Origin of the sequence: Streptomyces muensis, from assembly GCF_021474425.1 — a bacterium.
Classification (GTDB): domain Bacteria; phylum Actinomycetota; class Actinomycetes; order Streptomycetales; family Streptomycetaceae; genus Streptomyces; species Streptomyces muensis.
Map to the genome: position 1 here is coordinate 1 of NZ_JAKEIP010000543.1, position 1,783 is coordinate 1,783.

At 69.5% G+C, this 1,783-nt stretch carries 3 protein-coding genes; all 3 read left to right on the forward strand.

What is annotated here, in order from left to right:
* The first annotated feature begins 318 nt into the window (after window positions 1-318).
* Complete coding sequence (locus L0P92_RS44170; RefSeq protein ID WP_234768772.1) at window positions 319-1,281, forward strand: zinc-binding dehydrogenase; 963 nt, start codon at window positions 319-321, stop codon at window positions 1,279-1,281.
* A 116-nt stretch (window positions 1,282-1,397) separates the two neighbouring features.
* Window positions 1,398-1,607, forward strand: a complete 210-nt coding sequence (locus L0P92_RS44175; RefSeq protein WP_030049537.1) for a helix-turn-helix domain-containing protein — start codon at window positions 1,398-1,400, stop codon at window positions 1,605-1,607.
* The coding region (locus L0P92_RS44180) for a Clp protease N-terminal domain-containing protein (RefSeq protein WP_273634165.1) at window positions 1,607-1,783 on the forward strand (177 nt) is incomplete at its 3' end. The genes L0P92_RS44175 and L0P92_RS44180, both read left to right, overlap by 1 nt.

Here is a 1,783-nt window from a genome sequence, read left to right on the forward strand (position 1 = left end):
GGTGGGGGCTGGTCGCGCAGTTCCTCGCGCCCCTGGGGCCTGCGGCGGCCCGTTGCTCTTCGGTGGGGGTTCGCATTGCGCCTTGCGGTGGGTTGTGGGGCGGAGCCGCGCCGGGGGGTGTCCGTCCTCGGTCGGGCGGCTCGGTGAGTTCAAGAGGGGCTCGGCGTTGACGCCCGCCGCTGCGGGCGGACACCCCCCGACACGGCCCCTTGCCGCCGTACGCGGGTGCCGGTCCGCTCTTCCACCTGTTGACAAGAGGGCGTGTCTCACAGGGGGCTGTGGTTCCGTCGGGTGGCGGGGGAGCCTATCGTCAAGGTCATGTTCGCTGTCTACGCCGCCCGAATCGACCGCGACGAGCCGCTCTCCGGACTGGAGTTGGGGGAGCGTCCGGCCCCTGAGGCCCGTGTCGGTTGGAGTACCGTCAACGTCAAGGCCGCCTCGCTCAATCATCACGATCTCTGGTCGCTGCGGGGCGTGGGGCTGCCCGAGGAGCGGTTGCCGATGATCCTCGGCTGTGATGCCGCCGGGATCGACGAGGACGGCAACGAGGTCGTCCTGCACTCCGTGATCGGACAGAGCGGGCACGGCGTGGGGCCCAGGGAGCCGCGGTCGATTCTGACGGAGCGGTATCAGGGGACCTTCGCCGAGCAGGTCGCCGTGCCCACGTGGAATGTGCTGCCCAAGCCCAAGGAGCTCTCCTTCGAGGAGGCGGCCTGTCTGCCGACGGCATGGCTGACCGCGTACCGGATGCTGTTCACGAATGCGGGGGTACGGCCCGGGGACTCCGTGCTGGTGCAGGGGGCCGGGGGTGGTGTGGCCACCGCCGCCATCGTGCTGGGGAAGGCCGCGGGGCTGCGGGTCTTCGCCACCAGTCGGGACGAGGCCAAGCGGAAGCGGGCCGTGGAGCTGGGGGCCGTGGAGGCCGTGGAGTCGGGGGCTCGGCTGCCGGAGCGGGTCGACGCGGTGATCGAGACCGTCGGTGCCGCCACCTGGTCGCACTCCGTGAAGTCGCTGAAGCCCGGGGGCACGCTGGTGATCTCCGGTGCCACGAGTGGGGATCGGCCCTCGCATGCCGAGCTCACGCGGATCTTCTTCCTGGAGCTGAAGGTGGTCGGGTCCACGATGGGGACCAAGGACGAGCTGGAGGATCTGCTGGCCTTCTGTGCTGCCACGGGAGTGCGGCCGGTGATCGATGAGGTGCTTCCGATGGACCGGGCCCGGGAGGGCTTTGAGCGGATGGCTTCGGGGGAGCAGTTCGGGAAGATCGTCCTTACTGGTTGAGGGTGCTGGGGTTTGTAGGTGCGCCTTGCGGCGGGTTTGGGGCTTTGCCTCGGGCCCGCCGTTTTTTTGTCAACCAGGGTTGACGGGGGACTGGGTGTCAACTTAGGTTGACGGGTATGGGTGAAGCTACGGATCTCGCTGAACGGGCGGGAGATCGCGATCCACGCGTCGGACTGAGGGCCGTCGCGGCGCTGCGCCGGCTGCTGGAGCAGTTGGAGGCGGTGCAGGTGCGCAGTGCGCGCAATCAAGGGTGGTCGTGGCAGGAGATCGCCGCGGAACTCGGGGTCAGCAGGCAGGCCGTGCACAAGAAGTACGGGAGGCGTTGATGTTCGAGCGGTTCACGAAGGACGCCCGCGTGGTGGTGACGGGGGCGGTCGAGCATGCCGAGAGGGGCGGGGCGGGGAGCGTCGATGCCGAGCATCTGCTGCTTGCCCTGCTCGATCGGGAAGGGAGCCGGGCCTCGTTCGCGCTCGCCGCGCTCGGGGGTGGGCGGTGGCTGGAC